The sequence below is a fragment of the Brachybacterium epidermidis genome, from assembly GCF_015209585.1.
Classification (GTDB): domain Bacteria; phylum Actinomycetota; class Actinomycetes; order Actinomycetales; family Dermabacteraceae; genus Brachybacterium; species Brachybacterium epidermidis.
In genome coordinates this window covers 195,293-210,620 of the sequence record NZ_JADEYR010000003.1, presented here as the reverse complement: position 1 = coordinate 210,620, position 15,328 = coordinate 195,293, and the positions used below count along the sequence as shown (strand labels likewise).

Here is a 15,328-nt window from a genome sequence, read left to right as displayed (position 1 = left end):
GGGGCCAGGGGCGCCGAGCCGGGCTGGTCCGTAGCGGGGCACCGGCAGGAGAGGCGTCGGTCAGGGCGGAGGGTTCGCTGTGCATGATGCGCCCAGCGTATCCAGCCGCCCTGACCGGGGTGCTCAGCCAGCGGCCCGCGGCCGTTGGACGCGGCTCAGCCGGCGGCGGCCAGGCCCCGCTCCAGATCGGCGAGGATGTCGTCGATGTGCTCGATTCCCACGCTGAGCCGCACGAACCCGGGCTCGATGCCGGCGGCGCGGTGCTCGGCCTCGCTGAGCTGGGAGTGGGTGGTGGAGGCGGGGTGGATCACCAGGGAGCGCACATCGCCGATGTTGGCCACGTGGGAGTGGAGGGTCAGGGCGTCCACGAAGCGCCTGCCGGCGTCGATCCCCCCGGGCAGCACGAACCCCAGTACGCTGCCGGCGCCGCGCGGCAGGTACCTGTCGGCGAGCTGCTTGTACGGGGAGGAGTCCAGGGAGGCCCAGGTGACGGACTGGACGCGGTCATCGGCCTCGAGGAACTCGGCGACCGCGCGGGCGTTGTCCAGATGGCGGTCCATGCGCAGCGGCAGCGTCTCCAGGCCCTGACCGATCAGGAAGGCGTTGAACGGGGAGATCGCCGGGCCGATGTCCCGCAGCAGGTTGGTGCGGGCACGGGTGGCGAAGGGCGCGGGGACCTGGGAGAACACCAGACCGTTGTAGGACTCGTCGGGCTGGGTGAACTGCGGGTACTTCTGGGCGCGGGCGGTGAAGTCGAAGCTGCCGCCGTCCACGATGGCCCCGGCGATCGAGGTGCCGTGGCCGCCCAGGAACTTGGTGGCGGAGTGGACCACCACATCGGCCCCGTGCTCGAGGGGGCGCAGCAGGTAGGGGGTGGCCACCGTGTTGTCCACCACCAGCGGCACCCCCACCTCGTGGGCGACGCCGGCGACGGCCTCGATGTCGAGGATGTCGTGCTTGGGGTTGGGGATGGTCTCGGCGAAGAAGGCGCGCGTGGTGTCATCGGCCGCGGCCCGCCAGGACTCCGGGTCGGTGGGGTCCTCGACCCACTGCGGGGTGATGCCCAGGCGGGACAGGGTGTGCTTGAACAGGTTGAAGGTGCCGCCGTACAGGCTGGGCGAGAGAGCCACCGAGTCCCCGGCCCCGGCGAGGTTCAGGATCGCCAGGGTGATGGCGCTCTGCCCCGAGGCCACCAGCAGGCCTGCGGCGCCGCCCTCGAGCGCAGCGATGCGGTCCTCGACGGCGCCCTGGGTGGGGTTGGTGATGCGGGTGTAGATGGGGCCGGCCTCGGCCAGCGCGAAGCGGTCCGCTGCGGACTCGGCGCTGGGGAACACGAAGCTGGTGGTCTGGTGGATCGGCAGGGCGCGGGAGCCGGCCGCGGCATCGGGCTCCTGCCCGGCGTGGATGGCCAGGGTCTCGAACTTCAGGGGCGGCTCGGCCATGGGGTCCTCCTGGGGATCGGTGGGCGCTCGACGGTCGCAGGAGCCAGGGGCCCGCGACGGTCCGTGCGGCCAGGGTGCCGCAGAGCGGGCGCGGCACGGCAGGAACGTGAACGTGTGTGGCAGCCCGGTCAGTGCAGAGCCAGGAGCTCTCCCTGCCAGCGACTGCGCAGCCAACGGTCGTGGGAGGCGATCAGCACCGCGCCGCCCCACTCCTGCAGTGCGGTCTCGAGCCGGGTGGCGGTGACCAGGGCCAGGTGGTTGGTGGGCTCGTCCAGCACCAGCAGCTCGGGCCCCTCCAGCAGCAGGCCGGCCAGCATCACCCGACGCAGCTGGCCGCGGGAGAGCAGCTCGAGCGGGCGGTCCAGGTCGCGGGGGTGGACCAGTCCGAACAGCTCGGGCACCTCCCGGGAGTCCGGATCGGGCTCTGTCGCCGCGGCGTCAGCCCCCTCCCCCGCACTCGCGGCGGCCCCCAGGTGCTGGCGGACGGTACGGCCGGGGATCGCTTCGTCGTCCTGTCCCAGGTATCCGATCCGCAGGCTGCGGGGCCTGGACACGGATCCGGTAGTGGGCTGGAGCCGGCCGGTGAGCACGTCCAGCAGGGTGGACTTCCCGCTCCCGTTCGCTCCGGTGATCAGCAGCTTCTCCCCTGCCGAGAGGGACAGCGAGACGGGATCCAGCCGGTCCTCGACCGCGACCTGCGTGGCCGCCAGCAGCACGGTGCCCGCACCGCCCGTAGCGACGGGCAGGCGGGTGAAGGGCAGCTCGGCCGGGGGCTTGCGCACCTGCTCGTCCTCCAACTGCTCCAGCCAGGCGCGGGCATCCCGCAGGCGGCGGGAGACGGTCTTGGCGTTGCGGTCGGCGTAGAACTTCTTGGAGGCCCTGGCCTCGGTGCGGGGCCCGCGACCTGCGTGTCCCACCTGGGCGGCGTCCTTGACGGCCTCTCGCAGGCGGTCCAGCTCGTCCTGCTCGCGGCGGAACCGCTGCTCCCACCGCTCTCGGGCGTCCATGCGGGCCAGCAGGTAGTCGCTGAAGCCTCCCGTGTAGGAGGTGAGGCCGCCGACGGGGGTGCGAAGCGGGGCCTCGGCCGGATCGAGGTCCAGCTGTGCGGCGGTGGCGTCGTCGAGGAAGGCGCGGTCGTGGCTGGCGATCAGCACGGGCCCCGGGTGGGCACGCACTGCGGCGGCGAGGAAGGCGGCACCGTCGTCGTCGAGGTGGCTGGTGGGCTCGTCCAGCAGCCTCGTGGTGGGGCGGGCGATCAGCAGGTGGGCGAGGGCCAGTCGCTCGCGCTGCCCGCCGCTGATCTCCTCGAGCCGGGTGGTGGACGGCACGTCGTCGAGGTGGAGGCCGTGCAGCACGTCCTCAGTGCGTCGGTCGGCGTTCCACACGTCCGCGAGGGTGGCCTCGGCGAGCAGGCGGTCGTACAGCTGGGCGGTCTGAGCGGGGGTCGGGGCTGTGGTGGACCCTGCGGCGGGGCTGCCATGCCGCGCAGGCGCCGACGGGTGCGCCTCATCCGCCGACGGGTGCGCCTCGTCCGCCGACGGGTGCGCCTCGGCCAGGGCCTCCCCTGCCGCGGTGAGCTCGCGTTCCAGTCGCCGCGATCGTGAAAGGGCATCCTCCACCACCTCGGCCAGCGTGGTCGTCCCCGCGAAGGGGAGCTCCTGGTGGAGCAGGCCCACCGGTTTCGGGACGATGACGGTGCCGGAATCGGGGCTCAGCTGCCCGGCCAGGATCCGCAGCAGGGTGGTCTTGCCACTGCCGTTCTCCCCCAGCAACCCCGTGGGCCGGCCGGCGGGCACGACCAGATCGACGTCGGTGAGCACTCGACGATCCGGGTAGGACAGGGATATGCCGTCGGCTCGCAGATGGAGGCCGGAGGCGCCTGCGTCGGCGCGGGCAGCCGGGTTCGAGGTCGACGCGCTGCGGGCGGCGGGGGCGCCTGCCGATGAGGCGGCAGAGGAATGGGAGGGCATGGATCAGCTCCTGGACGCGAAGGTCGGTCGGGTTCGGGGCTGATCAGATGCGCATGCGGTCAGTGTAGTGAGGCGCCGAGGCCGCACACCACCTGTTTTCCACGCCGGGGCCTCGGCATTCCCGTGCCGAGGCTTCGACGTCATGCGCCGCCTCCAGCGCTTCCCCCTCTCCAGCCCAGTACCGGGCGGTCAGCTTCCAGGAGCTGGAACGTACTCGCCCGTAACCGGCTCAGGTCACCAGGCACCAGGCACCAGGCACGGGGCTCCAGGCACCAGGCACCAGCTCACGGCACCTCGCAGGCGCACCCGCGCCGGCTCAGGGCACCCGGCGCGACTCTACGGCGGTGCGGGTGCGCTCCAGTGCCTGGCGGCCCAGGTCCGGTAGGCGCTGGGCGACCGCCACCAGGATGCAGTCGATGACGGTGAGCTGGGCGATGCGCGAAGCAGTCGCACCGGAGCGGAAGGCCGATTCGGTGGCGGCGGTGACCAGGACGTGCTGGGCGCTGCGGGCCAGGGCCGAGGCCGGGGCGTTGGTGATCGCCACGGTGGCCGCGCCGGAGTCGGCTGCGACGCGCAGCGCATCGAGGACATCGGTGGTCTGCCCGGTGTGGGACAGCCCGACGGCCACGTCCCCTTCCTCCAGCAGGGCGGCGGCGGGCAGGCCCTCGTGCACGTCCCGGTGCACGCTGCAGGACAGGCCGATGCGGGTGAGCTTCTGCGCCAGGTCCATGCCTGCCAGGCCCGAGGCCCCCGCACCGAACACGGCGATCCGGCGTGCCCCCGCGATCAGCTCTGCCACGGTGCCCAGCACCGCGGTGTCGAGGGAGCCGGCGGTGTCGCGCACGGCGCGGGCGTCGGCGAAGGCGATCTTGCCGACCACGGTCTCCAGGTCATCAGCAGGGTCGATATCGCTCTCGTAAGCGCTGCCGGAAGTGCGCTCCCGGTGGATCGCGGTCTCCTCCAGCAGGCTGAAGCGGAACTCCCGGTAGCCGCTGTAGCCCAGTTCGTGGGACAGGCGCACCACGGTGGCCTCGGAGCAGGCGGCGGCCTTGGCCAGCGCACTGATGGTCATGCCGCCGGCGGCCTGCGGATCGGCCAGCACGATCTCGGCGATGCGGCGCAGCGCCGGCCGGAGGTCCTCCAGCCGCCCCCGCAGCCGCACCGTGACGGGCCCGCCTCCGTTGCCGGCGGCCGCACCCCCGTTCCGTGCGGCCCCGCCGTCGGTCCCCGCGCTCACCGGCCGTCCTTCTCGGTCAGTGCGGCCACGGCCGAACGGATCCCGGCGGGGTCGCCGTCGCGGGACGGGTCGGCGGGGAAGCGGCCGACGGCCTCGCGTGCCGCCTCGACGTCGACGGGCCCGTGGGCCGAGCCGCTGCCCACGGCGCCGGCACCGGCCAGCAGGGCCACCAGTGCCACGCGCAGCTGCCCGTCGGCCTGCTCGAGGACGTCAGCGGCGTGGTCGGGATCGGCGCCGGTGGCCTGGACCAGCATCCGCACGGTGCGGGCCATGAGCTTGGCGTTGGTGGGGCGCACGTTGATCATCAGGTTGGAGAAGGTGGTCCCCAGGCGCACCATCGTCGCCGTGGACAAGGCGTTCAGGGTGAGCTTCTGGGCGGTCGCGGCCTTCATACGGGTCGAGCCCGTGACCACCTCGGGGCCCACGTCCAGCAGGATCGCGATGTCCACGTCGCCTGCGAGCTGGGCGGCGGGGTTGGCGGCGATGAGCGCGGTGGGAAGGCCCCGCCCGCGAGCGGCCCGCAGGGCACCGCCGACGAAGGGGGTGCGGCCGCTGGCGGCCAGGCCGATCACGACGTCCTCGTCCTCGCACTGCTCGGAGACCACGCGGGCCCCGGCCTCGGGATCGTCCTCGGCTCCCTCGACGGCCCGCATCATGGCGGCGTCGCCACCGGCCAGGTGGGCCGTGACCATGTCGGGGGTGGCGTTGTAGGTGGGCACCAGCTCCACCGCATCCAGCACCCCGAGCCTCCCGGAGGTGCCGGCCCCGACATAGTGGACGGTGCCACCGGCGTCGATCGCGGCCACGCACACCTCGACCAGGCGGGCGATGTCATCGCTGACGGCCTGCACGGCGGCCGCCACCGTGGCGTCCTCGGCGAGGATCCGCTCCACCAGGTCCGATGCCGCCAGGGTGTCGAGGTCCTCGCTGCGCGGATTGCGCTCCTCCGTGGGGGAGACCAGGGAGACCAGGGTCCGCCATGCCTCGCGCTGCGGGATCGGGGTGGTGGCGTCCGTGTCGGTCATGGGTCCTCCTGGGGCGTCCTCGCGGGGGATCAGGGGCGGGGCAGGGTTCGTGGTCCGGTCGGGGGTGCGGGGTGGGTCGAGGAGCGGGGTGGGCTCGTGGTCGGGTCGAGGTGTGGGGTGGCAGGGCTGCGGTGTCAGGGATCGCCGGGAGTCGGGATGGCGGGGAAGTGCAGGCGGCGCAGGGGCCGGCCGGGATGCTGGGCGGCGGGAGCGCCCGGGCGGGTGAGGGATCCCAGCACGGCGGGCCCGCTCGCACCGGTGATCGCGGTGCCGTCGGCGCGGGGAAGCACGGCGGGGACCTGCTCGGCGCTGAGCCAGCCGATCAGTGCCATCAGCACGGCCTCCTTGGCATCCGCCGGGAGCCCGGCGCTCTCGGCGTCCATTATGACCGGACCGGCCAGCAGGTCCTCGAGCCGCTCCCGCAGTGCGGGGTTGTGGATCCCCCCGCCGGTGAGCACCACGCGCTCAGGGGCGAGGTCCAGCACCGCTCGGGCGATGGTGGTGGCGGTGAGCTCGGTGAGCGTGGCGGCCAGGTCCGGCAGGCCCGGCAGCGCGAGGCCGCGGGCCGCGGCGAGGCGGTCCACGTAGGCGGCGTCGAACTGCTCGCGCCCGGTGGAGCGGGGCATCGGCGCGGCGTAGAACGGGTCGGCGAGCAGTGCCGCCAGCAGCTCCTGATCGATGCTTCCTGCGCGGGCCAGGGCCCCGTCGAGGTCGCAGGCCTGCTCACCGCCGGTGCCGTTCAGCACGGCAGCGTCGATCAGAGCGTTCCCGGGCCCGATGTCCCCCGCGATCACCTCGCCCGCGCCCACCAGGGACACGTTGGCGATGCCACCGATGTTGACCACCGCAGTGGGGCGGTCGCCGAGCACCAGCTGGTCCAGGATCGGCACCAGGGGCGCCCCGTGCCCTCCTCGGGCCACATCGGCCGAACGCACGTCGTACAGGACGGGCACACCGGTCGCGAGGGCGATGCGGGAGGCGTCGCCGATCTGCAGGGTGCCCGCGGCGCGGGAATCCTGCACCCAGTGGTAGAGGGTCTGGCCGTGGGTGCAGATCAGCTCCGCGCCACCACCCTCCAGGGCAGCGTGAGCGGCATCGGCGAAGGCCTCCCCTACCTGTGCGTGCAGGCGACACCAGGTGCCGACGTCGCTGTTGGCCGGGGGCAGCACGGCCAGCAGGTCGCGGCGCAGCCGCACCGGCCAGGGGTGCTCGCCATGGTGGAGGATCCGGGCGTGAGCGAGGGCAGGATCGTCCTGGTCGCGCCGGAACTCGACCAGGGCCACGTCGATCGCGTCCAGGCTGGTGCCGGACATCATCCCCAGCACCCTCATCGGCCCGACCCTCCCGTCGAGGACGGGCGCCCCATCGAGCAGGCGCGTCCCAGCAGCAGTTCCGCAGCGGCCACCATCGAGGCGCGGCCGGCGCCGTGGGCGAGCACGTACCTGTCGTGGCGGCGGGCGGCGTCGGGCACCCCGACGTGCACCAGGATCGCGTCGGGACGCAGGCGCAGCAGCTCGGCCAGCCGTGCCTGCTCCTCCCGGTCCGAGCGGGGCAGGCGGGTGATCACCAGCGCATCTGTACCGGGCCGGGCGAGGTCCGCGGGGCAGCCCGCCTCCTGTGCCTGCACGCCCCGCTCTCGCAGCACCTCCGCCAGGACGCTGCGGCGGCTGCCGGAGGCGTGGTCGCGGCGCCGGCGCGCATCGGCGATCACCACGGGCCCGCCGGTGAGGGCACCGGCGCTGCGCCGCTCCCGCACCGCGCGGGCGGCAGCCTCGGATCCGATGCGCTCCAGGGCGATCAGGGCGCCCGTGAGATCGGGGCTGCCCATGCCGTGCCGGCGCTCTCGGATCCATCCGCGGCGCTGCCGCACCTCGGCGGCGCGCCGAGCGAGGACGTCGCGAGGGATGCGCCCGGAGTCAGCAGCGGCGACCAGGGCGTCGTGGGCCTCGCGCAGCATCTGCTCGTCGTCGCGGCGGATCGAGGTGCCCAGGCACAGCAGGTGGGCCCCGGCCTCGACGGACCGCACCACCGCCTCGCCGTACCCGATGGGGCCGGAGACCCCGGCCATGTCCAGGGCATCGGTGATCAGCAGTCCGCGGAAGCCGCCCTCACCGCAGATCTCGTCGAGCACCTCGCGAGCCCACGGGGAGATGCTGGCCGGCCCCTCGCCGAGCGCGGGCACCTGGACGTGGGCGGTCATCACTGCGTCCATCCAGGGGGCCAGGTGCCAGGGCTCGAGGTGCTCGTACTCGAACTGCTCGCGGGCCAGCTCGATCGTGGGCAGCGCGGTGTGGGAGTCCACGTGGGTGGCGCCGTGGCCCGGGAAGTGCTTGCCGCACACCCCCACGCCCGCATCGCGGATGCCCCCGGCCATGGCACGGGCGTGGCGGGCCACGAGGTCGGGATCGGCGCCGAAGGCACGGGTGCCGATCACCGGGTTCTTCGGGTCGGTGGACACGTCGAGCACGGGAGCGAGGTCCAGGTCGATGTCGCAGGCGGCCAGCAGGTCACCCAGTGCTCTGCCGGCGGCGCGGGTGAGATCGGGGTCGTCCACCTCGCCGAGGGCCCAGGCCGTGGGGAGGGAGGAGCCGACTCCGGCCTGCAGCCGGGTGACGTCCCCGCCCTCCTCGTCGGCGGCGACCAGCACCTCCGGCTCGATCGCGTGCAGGGCGCGGGCGAGGCGTGCGCAGGTGGCCGCATCGGGGATGTTGTGGCCGAACAGGATCACGCCGCCCAGGCCCGCGCGCAGCGGGGCCTCCAGGAAGGCGGGCACCTCGGTGCCGGTGAAGGGGGCCAGCAGCACGCCCAGGGCGTCGCGGTCCCAGAGCTCGGCTTGGCCCCCACCCCTGCTGCCCGACCCGGTGCTCATCCCTTCACCGCTCCCGAGGTGAGGCCGGAGGCGAGGTTGCGCTGCACCAGCACGAAAAAGATCACCACGGGCATGGCGATGATGGTCGACGCGGCCATGATGGAGCCCCAGTCGGCGGTGTTCTGGGTGAAGAAGGTGCGCAGCCCCACGCCGACGGTGTACTTCGAGGAGTCCTGCATGAACGTCAGGGCGAAGATGAACTCGTTCCACGCGGTGATGAAGGAGAACACCGAGGTCGCGACCAGCCCGGGCGCCACCAGGGGCAGCAGCACGGAGCGGAACATGCGCAACCAGCTCGCGCCGTCGATGTAGGCGGCCTCCTCCAGCTCCTTGGGCACGGCCGCGACGAAGCCGCGCAGGTTCCAGATCGCGAACGGCAGGGAGAACGCCAGGTACACGATCACCAGGCCCAGCAGGGAGTTGAGCATCTGCAGGGAGCGCGCCTGGAGGAACAGCGGGATGACCAGGGCCTCCAGCGGCACCATCTGCACCATCAGCACCATCACCAGCACCACGGTGCGCAGCCGGAAGCGGAACCGGGCGACGGCCACGGCCGCCAGCAGCGCCAGGATGCCGCTGATCAGCACAGTTCCCAGGGCCACCAGCAGCGACACCCGCACGTACCGCAGGAAGTCGGCGTCCACCAGCACGTACCGGAAGTGCTCGAGGGTGAAGCCGCTGGGCAGCAGGGAGGCTCCGCGGGACAGCGGGCTGGTGTCCACCGCGGTGGAGAGCATCCAGTAGAAGGGGAACAGGGAGAAGACCATGACCAGGACGATGCCGATCGCCTTCAGCACCGCGCTGCCGGCACGTCGCGCACTGCGGCTGCGGGCGGGGCGCCGGGCGTCCCTCCTGCCGTGGGTGGTCTCGGCCGAGGAGGCCCGGGTGGCGGTGATGCTCACAGCTCCTCCTCCTTCATCAGGAACCGCAGGTACACCACGGTGATGGCGAGCAGCAGCAGGGTCAGGAGCACGGCGATGGTGGAGCCCATGCCGTAGGCGCCCTGGGAGAAGGACTCGGTGTAGGACCACACACCCAGGTTCATCACGGACCGGTTGGTGCCGTCACCGCCGGGCATCAGGTAGATCTGCGTGAACACCTTGAAGTCCCAGATGGTCGACAGGATGATGCACACCGCGAAGATGGGGCGCAGCCCCGGCACGGTGATGTTGGTGAAGCGTCGCACCGCGCCTGCCCCGTCCATCTCGGCTGCCTCGTACAGCTCCTCGGGCACGGTCATCAGACCGGCCAGCACGGTCACCGCGATGAAGGGGAAGCCGTGGTAGACCACATTGATGGTGGCGATGGCGTAGAAGGACAGGCGGTCGGAGAACCAGTTGACCGAACCGGGCTCGAACAGGCCCAGCTCGCCCAGCAGGTTGGCGACCAGTCCGGCACGCGGGTCGAACAGCCACACGAACACGTAGGTGTTGGTCAGCGCGGGCACCGCCCAGGCCACCATGATCGCGGTGGTGCAGATGACGCGCCAGAAATCGGAGAGCGTGTTGAGGAACAGGGCCACCGCGGTGCCCACCGCCATCGTGAGCACCACGCACACCGCCGCGAAGACGACCGTGTTGGGCAGGACCGTCCTCCACAGGAACGGGTCGCTGAGCACCTGGACGTAGTTGTCCAGGCCGATGTAGTTCGAGTCGCCGCGGATCAGGTTGCGCAGCCCGTAGTCCTGCAGGGAGAGGTTCAGCACGCGGCCCAGCGGCCACAGCAGCAGCACCGCGAGCACGATCAGCGCCGGGGCGAGCAGCATCCATGGCGCAGCCGTGCGGCGCACTCGTCGGCCGAGGGGCACTGTCCGGGAAGGGCCCGGGGTGGGGGCCCTTCCCGCGGTGTGGGCAGCGGTCATGACTGGAAGATCTGGTCCATCTCCTCGGCGGCGGCGTCGGCCGCTTCCTGGGCCGGAGTGCCGCCGAGGACCTCGGTCAGCAGGGTGGTGATGGTCTTCTTGCCCTCGATCTTGCCCCAGGCGGGGGTGACCGGCACCGAGGTGCCGCCCTCGCTCATCTGCTGGGCGAACACCTGGGTGAGCTCGTCACCGGAGGCGACCACCTCGTCCAGCGCGGCCTGGTCACCGGGGAAGAAGTTGGTCTCGGTGGCCCAGCGGGTGGCGAACTCGCCGGTGGCCATCAGCTTTATCAGCTCGAAGGCCAGCTCGGGCTCCTGGGACTCCTCGAAGCGGCACAGGTGGGATCCGCCCAGGAAGGACTTGGCCACGGGGCTGTCCTTCGCGGGGATCGTGTACGCCACGAGCTTCTCGAACATCTCCGGGTTGTCCTGCTCGATGGTGGCGGGCACCCACGAGCCGGTGATGAACATGCCCACGTCGCCCTGCAGGAAGGCGGCCAGGGAGTCCGTCTCCAGCCAGGTGGAGGCGGCGGCGGTGGAGGCGTCGTGCTTGAGCGCCAGGTCGGTGTACCAGGTCAGGCCCTCCACCGATTCCGGGGAGTTGATGGTGGCGGTCCACTCGCCGCCCTCCTCGGTGGCGATGTCGCCGCCCGCACCCCACACGAAGGGCAGCATCGAGAAGGAGCTGGCACCGGCGACGGGGAAGGGGATGGAGTCGGGGTCGGACTCCTTGAGGGCGGTGATCATGGTGAGCAGGTCGTCCCAGGACTGGGGCTGCTCGGCCACGCCCGCGGCCTCGAGCTTCTCCTTGTTGCCGAGGATCGAGCGAACCCCGGCGTACCAGGGCATGCCGTAGAGCTTGCCGTCCAGGGTGCCGGACTCGACCAGCCCCTGGACCAGGCTGTCCTTGAGGCCGGCCTCCTCGATCTCGGCGGTGAGGTCGGAGAGCCCGCCGGCGTCGGCGAACTCGGGTGTCCAGGTGGTGCCCACCTCGGCGACGTCCGGACCGGTGCCGCCGCTCATGGCGGTCACGAACTTGTCGTGGGCACCGTCCCAGGGCTGGACCTGCACGTCCAGGGTGGCGCCGGTCTGCTCGGTGAAGGCCGTCTTCAGCGCCTCGACGTACTCATCGGTCTTGGCGTTGGTGCCCTGCATGATCCACAGGGTGATGGTCTTGTCGGCATTGGCCTCGGTGTCCGTGGGGTCGGTGCCGCCGCCACCGGTGCCTCCCGCCCCGCAGGCGGCCAGGGTGAGAGCGGCGCTGCCGGCGGCACCGGCTGCGAGAACACGTCGTCGTGCGATCATGGAAACTCCTTTGAGGCTCGCGGCTGAGCGAGGATCCTGGGGGGATCGAAGAAACTTTCACATCATGCGATGTGCCACAGAAGTTAACACGATCGGAGCCGGTATGGAACGGGACCCACGGCGCATCATCCTCGCTGCCGACATCGGGGGCACCAGCAGCCGCATCGAGGTGCGGGCGGTGCCCGGCACCCCTGGCGCCGGTGCCGACGCCGGTGAGCTGCTGGGCGCAGCCACCGGCCCGGGCTGCAACCTGCGCTCGAGCGGTCCGGAGGCGTTCACGACGCTCGCGGCCACCATGCGCGACGCGCTCGGGGAGGTGTCGGGGCACGAGGTGAGCCACGCGGTGCTCGCCTTCGCCGGGGCGGGACCCGCGCAGCATCAGCAAGTGCAGCGCGCCACCCACGAGGCCGCAGCGCCGCTGGGGATCGACGCCTCCCGACTCACCGTCACCGACGACCACCTGGTGGCGTTCCTGGCCGGCGAGGTGGGGGACGACGGGATCCTGCTGCTGGCCGGGACCGGGGCCGTTGCGGTCACCTACCGGCAGCGCCGGGCAGTGGAGCGGCGCGACGGCATGGGGTGGCTGCTGGGGGACATCGGTTCAGCAGTGTGGCTGGGCCGCCGCACCGTGCAGGCCGTGGCCGCGGACCTCGACAGTCGCGGTCGCCGCACCCTGCTCACCGAGCGGGTGGGCGACATGCTGGACCTGGATCTGCGCGACGGCCTGCTGCCGCCCTCCCCCACCGGCGACGTGCGCCAGGACCTGATCCGGGCCGTGGACCGGATCGCCCCGGCCGGGTACCCGGCGGGGCTGGGTCGCTTCGCTCCCCTGCCGGGCACGGTGCTGGAGGATCCGGCCGCACGGGAGATCCTCGATACCGCGATCCGCCACTTCTGCACCACGGTGCGGGAGATGGACCCCTCCCTGGGCCTGCCCGTGGTGCTGGCCGGTTCCGTGCTTGCCACCCCCGGTCCGATCCGGGACGAGGTGGTCACCGGGTTCGACGCCGAGGGCCGGGAGCACCGCACCGTCTCCTCCGGACTGCCGGGAGCGGTGCGCCTGGCCACCGAGATGGCTGCCGAGATGGCGGGTGGGCAGAACCGATGAATGCCGGCGCGTCGTCGGCCGGCGCCACGGCACCCTCCCAGCAGGCCGGGGCCGAGCCCGCTCGCCCCGCATCGGTGCGGCAGCCTCGGCCGGCGCGTCCCCGTCCCGCTCGGGAGCGACGCCGCTCCCGCACCCTCCGGCAGCGGCTGCTCTCCCCCGGCCTGCGGGTGCTGTTGGCCATGGGCATCGCCACCGCCATCACGATGGTGCTCGTCCTGACGATCCCCGAGCTGAACTACGTGCTGGCCGACGATCAGGCCGATGCCACCGCGGCCGCCATGCTGATCACCGTCGCCGCGGTCGCCGCGTTCGGTGTCATCAACGCCGCGCTGACCTACTGGGCGGCGACCGGGGTCTCGCGCAACCGCCTGGTGGCCTCGATGCGGCTGCTGCGCGTGCGGCGCTACCGGCGCCTGTACCGGTGGGTGACGGGGTACGGCGGGCCCGTGATGGAGGTGCTGCAGCTGATGCTCAGCGCGGGCATCGCGATCGCCCTGATGGTGATGAGGCCGCCCGGCATCGCCATCCCGATCCTGCTCGCCTTCACCATCGGTGCGCTGGTCTCCGCCTGGATCGGCTCGGTGATGACCTACGCCCTGGAGTACGTGGCGGAGGACGCCTGGGGGGACGCCTTCGACCTGCAGGCCACGCCCGGGCCGGAGCGCTCGATGCGCGACTACGTGTACGCCGCGACGCTGATCCAGACCACCGCCGGGGTGGGCGACTTCCTGCCGCGCACGTCGGCCGCACGGAAGCTGGTGCGCGATCAGGCCGTCCTGGCCCACGTGACGGTCACCATCCTGATCACCCTTGGCGTGTCCGTGGTGGTCACCGCCCTGGGCTGAGGCCGCGCGGCTCTCCAGGCCAGCGCCTAGGATGGTGCACGTCTGCTTGCCGCTGGGCGCGGTGCCGGAGCCACCTCCGCGTGCACCCGCCCGACGCCCGATCCGGAAGGCCCCTCGATGTCCGAGCTCCACGACCCGGTCCCCACCCGCGAGAAGGTGCTGGTGATCGGCGCCGGTCCCGCGGGACTCGCCGCCGCCGCCGCCCTGAAGGCCCTGGAGGTGCCCTTCGACCTGGTGGACCGCTCCGCCCACGTGGGCGGCATCTGGAACGAGGAGCGGGAGGACTCCCCCACCTGGCGCTCGATGGAGATGGTCTCCTCGCGCCGCTTCACGCAGTACGAGGACATGATCCAGCCGGTGTCCTTCCCCGACTACCTGCGGCCCGAGCAGATGGGCAAGTACCTGCGCGCCTATGCGGCCCGCTACGACCTCACCGAGCACTTCCGGCCCGGCGTCGAGGTGCGCTCTGCGCGCCCGTTCTCCGAGGGCGTGTGGCAGGTGGAGTTCTCCACCGGGGAGATCCACATCTACGCCGCGGTGATCTCCGCCCACGGCATCTCCGAGCGACCCCACCTCCCCGCCTGGGCGGCCGAGGTCGATCCCGCGGTCCGCGTGATCCACTCCAAGCAGTGGAACGGCGCCGACGGCCTGGAGGGCAGGCGTGTGCTGGTGGTGGGGTCCGGCCAGTCCGCGGCCGATATCGCGGTGGACGCCGCCCGTCGCGCCCTGGAGGTGCGCTGGTCCGTGCGCACCGGACACTGGATCGTGCCCCGCCACATCGCCGGCATGCCCGGGGACGTGGCTGCTTCCCGCGAGCCCGCCGCGCTCGGGAAGCTCAACGACGCGATCGCACAGACGGTCATCGGCCGGATGGCCGGGGACCCGTCGGACGTCGGGCTGCCCAAGCCGTCCGCGAGCGTCCTGGAGGACGCGGTGATCATCTCCGACGACGTGCTGGACCGGATCCGCGAGGGCCGCATCACCCCGATCGCCCCGGTGACCGGGGTACGGGCCGACGGCACGGTGGTCTACGCCGACGAATCCGACTACCGGCCCGACCTGATCGTGCTGGCCACCGGGTACGAGACCGGTGCGGACCACCTCCCGGAGGACGTCATCCCCCGCACCGCCCGCGGTGAGCTGGACCTGTTCCTGGGAGCGTTCCCACGGGGTCGCGACGACCTGGTGGTGCTCGGTCAGAACCGGGTCTCCGGTGGGGTGCTGCCGATCCTGGTGGAACAGGCCGACATCGCCGCCTACCTGATGAAGGCCGTGCGCGACGGCTCCCCCGCCCTCACCCAGTTCCACCGCGCCCGCGCGGGCTCCGATTCCGCGGTGCCGGTGACCACCGCGGGCAAGGGCGGCGGCCTGCTGGGCCGGATTACCGGGAAGCTGGGCACCGCCCCGGTCAACCGCCGCGCTGCCGAGTCCACGCCGCCGGCCACTCGCAATCCGGCCGACTCCTCCGAGGGCCGTGTGGTGCCGTTCGTGGACCGCGACCGCCTGCTGGGGCGCCTGCGCACGGTGCGGTCGCTGTTCGCCTGACCCGCCCGCGGCACGGCTCGGGGCGATCCTCCACCGGGAGCATTGAGGCGTTCCCGCGGGAACGTCACTCCGAGCCGGTTCGTCAGCTCCCGCGCAGGACGGAATGCGCCGTGCCGTGCGCT

At 72.4% G+C, this 15,328-nt stretch carries 12 protein-coding genes; 3 read left to right on the top strand and 9 right to left on the bottom strand.

The features are described from left to right. Window positions 1-155 precede the first annotated feature (155 nt). The 9 genes from IOE58_RS05190 to IOE58_RS05150 all read right to left on the bottom strand — a co-directional run bounded on the left by IOE58_RS05190 (window position 156) and on the right by IOE58_RS05150 (window position 11,708). Window positions 156-1,442 carry an O-acetylhomoserine aminocarboxypropyltransferase/cysteine synthase family protein gene (locus IOE58_RS05190; protein WP_193865338.1) on the bottom strand — a complete coding sequence of 429 codons (1,287 nt, stop codon included), beginning with the start codon at window positions 1,440-1,442 and terminating at the stop codon, window positions 156-158. Window positions 1,443-1,570: 128 nt separating this feature from the next. Further along, the gene (locus tag IOE58_RS05185; protein ID WP_193865337.1) at window positions 1,571-3,412 is read right to left on the bottom strand and encodes an ABC-F family ATP-binding cassette domain-containing protein; all 1,842 of its coding nucleotides are present in this window, start codon (window positions 3,410-3,412) and stop codon (window positions 1,571-1,573) included. Window positions 3,413-3,728: 316 nt separating this feature from the next. Continuing rightward, entirely contained in the window at window positions 3,729-4,649 is a 921-nt protein-coding gene (locus tag IOE58_RS05180; RefSeq protein ID WP_193865336.1) for a MurR/RpiR family transcriptional regulator, read from the bottom strand. Beyond that, complete coding sequence (locus IOE58_RS05175) at window positions 4,646-5,674, bottom strand: N-acetylmuramic acid 6-phosphate etherase (protein ID WP_193865335.1); 1,029 nt, start codon at window positions 5,672-5,674, stop codon at window positions 4,646-4,648. Before IOE58_RS05175 ends, IOE58_RS05180 begins: the two co-directional genes overlap by 4 nt. A 134-nt stretch (window positions 5,675-5,808) precedes the next feature. Next, window positions 5,809-6,987, bottom strand: coding sequence for an anhydro-N-acetylmuramic acid kinase (locus IOE58_RS05170; protein WP_250646991.1), 1,179 nt, complete (start codon window positions 6,985-6,987; stop codon window positions 5,809-5,811). Window positions 6,988-7,001: 14 nt separating this feature from the next. Continuing rightward, complete coding sequence (locus tag IOE58_RS05165) at window positions 7,002-8,543, bottom strand: glycoside hydrolase family 3 N-terminal domain-containing protein (RefSeq protein WP_193865333.1); 1,542 nt, start codon at window positions 8,541-8,543, stop codon at window positions 7,002-7,004. Continuing rightward, window positions 8,540-9,310, bottom strand: coding sequence for a carbohydrate ABC transporter permease (locus IOE58_RS05160; protein WP_193865385.1), 771 nt, complete (start codon window positions 9,308-9,310; stop codon window positions 8,540-8,542). Before IOE58_RS05160 ends, IOE58_RS05165 begins: the two co-directional genes overlap by 4 nt. A gap of 131 nt (window positions 9,311-9,441) precedes the next feature. Then, on the bottom strand, window positions 9,442-10,404 hold the full coding sequence (locus IOE58_RS05155; protein ID WP_193865332.1) for a carbohydrate ABC transporter permease: 963 nt from the start codon (window positions 10,402-10,404) through the stop codon (window positions 9,442-9,444). After that, entirely contained in the window at window positions 10,401-11,708 is a 1,308-nt protein-coding gene (locus tag IOE58_RS05150) for a sugar ABC transporter substrate-binding protein (protein ID WP_193865331.1), read from the bottom strand. Before IOE58_RS05150 ends, IOE58_RS05155 begins: the two co-directional genes overlap by 4 nt. A 103-nt stretch (window positions 11,709-11,811) precedes the next feature. Here IOE58_RS05150 and IOE58_RS05145 point away from each other — a divergent pair, with 103 nt between their 5' ends. From IOE58_RS05145 to IOE58_RS05135, 3 genes are all read left to right on the top strand, one after another. Beyond that, window positions 11,812-12,816, top strand: coding sequence for an N-acetylglucosamine kinase (locus IOE58_RS05145; protein WP_193865330.1), 1,005 nt, complete (start codon window positions 11,812-11,814; stop codon window positions 12,814-12,816). After that, the gene (locus IOE58_RS05140) at window positions 12,813-13,661 is read left to right on the top strand and encodes a DUF1345 domain-containing protein (protein WP_193865329.1); all 849 of its coding nucleotides are present in this window, start codon (window positions 12,813-12,815) and stop codon (window positions 13,659-13,661) included. Before IOE58_RS05145 ends, IOE58_RS05140 begins: the two co-directional genes overlap by 4 nt. Window positions 13,662-13,778: 117 nt before the next feature. Beyond that, window positions 13,779-15,206 carry a flavin-containing monooxygenase gene (locus IOE58_RS05135; protein WP_193865328.1) on the top strand — a complete coding sequence of 476 codons (1,428 nt, stop codon included), beginning with the start codon at window positions 13,779-13,781 and terminating at the stop codon, window positions 15,204-15,206. Window positions 15,207-15,328: the final 122 nt, after the last annotated feature.

Excerpts from the sequence above, each read along its gene's own strand:
- IOE58_RS05190 (WP_193865338.1), bottom strand. The coding sequence starts at position 1,442 with ATGGCCGAGCCGCCCCTGAAGTTCGAGACCCTGGCCATCCACGCCGGG.
- IOE58_RS05185 (WP_193865337.1), bottom strand. The coding sequence starts at position 3,412 with ATGCCCTCCCATTCCTCTGCCGCCTCATCGGCAGGCGCCCCCGCCGCC.
- IOE58_RS05175 (WP_193865335.1), bottom strand. The coding sequence starts at position 5,674 with ATGACCGACACGGACGCCACCACCCCGATCCCGCAGCGCGAGGCATGG.
- IOE58_RS05170 (WP_250646991.1), bottom strand. The coding sequence starts at position 6,987 with ATGTCCGGCACCAGCCTGGACGCGATCGACGTGGCCCTGGTCGAGTTC.
- IOE58_RS05165 (WP_193865333.1), bottom strand. The coding sequence starts at position 8,543 with ATGAGCACCGGGTCGGGCAGCAGGGGTGGGGGCCAAGCCGAGCTCTGG.
- IOE58_RS05160 (WP_193865385.1), bottom strand. The coding sequence starts at position 9,310 with ATGGTCTTCTCCCTGTTCCCCTTCTACTGGATGCTCTCCACCGCGGTG.
- IOE58_RS05155 (WP_193865332.1), bottom strand. The coding sequence starts at position 10,404 with ATGACCGCTGCCCACACCGCGGGAAGGGCCCCCACCCCGGGCCCTTCC.
- IOE58_RS05150 (WP_193865331.1), bottom strand. The coding sequence starts at position 11,708 with ATGATCGCACGACGACGTGTTCTCGCAGCCGGTGCCGCCGGCAGCGCC.
- IOE58_RS05145 (WP_193865330.1), top strand. The coding sequence starts at position 11,812 with ATGGAACGGGACCCACGGCGCATCATCCTCGCTGCCGACATCGGGGGC.
- IOE58_RS05140 (WP_193865329.1), top strand. The coding sequence starts at position 12,813 with ATGAATGCCGGCGCGTCGTCGGCCGGCGCCACGGCACCCTCCCAGCAG.
- IOE58_RS05135 (WP_193865328.1), top strand. The coding sequence starts at position 13,779 with ATGTCCGAGCTCCACGACCCGGTCCCCACCCGCGAGAAGGTGCTGGTG.